Consider the following 1,355-nt stretch of genomic DNA (forward strand, 5'->3'; position numbering starts at 1 on the left):
GAAGCCGGGCGACCCGCCCGGACCGCTGGTGCTGTTCGTCGCGCCGCGCTCCGTGTGGACGCTGCTCGACGACTGGCACGGCGTCCTCGGGCTCCGCGGCAGCGGCTCCAACAGCATCCGCATGGAACAGGCCCGCATCCCCGAGTACCTCACCCGGGAGGCAAGCCTGCTCGACCTGCCGGTGGAGGGCGGCACCCCCGGATCGAAACTGCACGGCAACGCGCTGTACGCGGGCCGAGCCCCGAGCTTCTACCACGGGGAACTGGCCGCCATCATGGTCGGCACCGCGTACGCCGCCGCCGACGAGTACGCCCGGATCATCGCCGGGCGACCGCTGACCCTGGAACCCGACCGCACACGGGCCGAGCTCCACGACTACCAGCGGCACCTGGGTGAGGCGCTCGGTGCGATCCACACCGCCGAGGCGGCTCTCCAGCGCAATGCCGAGGACTACACGGAGACCTGCCGCCGCAATGTCTCCGGGGAGGCGCCCTTCACCATCGCCGACGACAACCGGCTCGCGCTGGTCTTCCTCACTGCGGGCCGCATGGCCTGGGACGTCACGCAGAGCATCCTCTTCCGTACGGCCGGTTCTCGCCATGCCCGCGACGGCGAGCGGATGCAGCGCTACTTCCGGGACGCCGCCACCTACTGGACGCACATCGGGCCGAGCATGGCCGAGCCGCTCGCGCGGCGCGTCGGCTGCGACCGGCTCGGGCTGCCCTCGCACGACATCCCGCTGATTCCGTGAGCGTTCGGTGACGTCCGGGTGAGACACGCATGGCACCTCCCGCGACGGGTACGCGACCAGCCGCGCCCGGGTCGGAACCTGGTCCGGGCGGCCTGTTTTCGTTACTACGTCGGGATGTGCCATGGAGATTTCCTCGAACGACAACGTCACGGCGGAGGCCGAGCGAGCGCTTACCGTGCTGGCCGAGAACGCCGAGGACGGCGACGCCCTGGACACCCTGGCCGGCAGTGACGTGCTGGTCCCGGTGCCGGACGACGCCGATGACGAGGCGGCCGGTGATCCCTCTGTCGTTGCCCTGCCCGTCATCGAGCAGCCGGGCGGGGACCCGCTGGTTCCGGTGTTCACCTCGGAGGTGCGGATGGCCGAGCTGCTGCCGTCGGTTTCGCGCTACCGCCTGGTGCCGCTCGGTGCGCTTGCCGAGCAGTGGCCCTCCAGTGAGGTCTCGCTGGGCATCGACGCGAGTGCTCCGCACGGGCTGACGCTCAGCTCGCAGGGTGTGCGGGCGCTGCTGGTACGGCCGCACGCCTGAGCGGGGCGTGTTCTGGGGCGCGGGATGCCTTTGGCTCCCGCGCCCCTGGTTCGTTTTCGGGTGCGGGTGAGTCGG

Annotated in this window: 2 protein-coding genes; both read left to right on the plus strand. The window is 71.1% G+C overall.

The window, feature by feature from the left end; all coding sequences use genetic code 11:
- Positions 1 to 751 (plus strand): acyl-CoA dehydrogenase family protein (locus AOK17_RS07400; RefSeq protein WP_483855174.1); only part of this gene is annotated, 751 nt, incomplete at its 5' end.
- 121 nt (positions 752 to 872) lie between these two features.
- Positions 873 to 1,280: an SseB family protein gene (locus AOK17_RS07405; RefSeq protein ID WP_055611522.1), complete on the plus strand. Its 408-nt coding sequence runs from the start codon at positions 873 to 875 to the stop codon at positions 1,278 to 1,280.
- Positions 1,281 to 1,355: the final 75 nt, after the last annotated feature.

This window comes from Streptomyces phaeochromogenes (assembly GCF_001418655.1).
Taxonomy (GTDB): domain Bacteria; phylum Actinomycetota; class Actinomycetes; order Streptomycetales; family Streptomycetaceae; genus Streptomyces; species Streptomyces phaeochromogenes.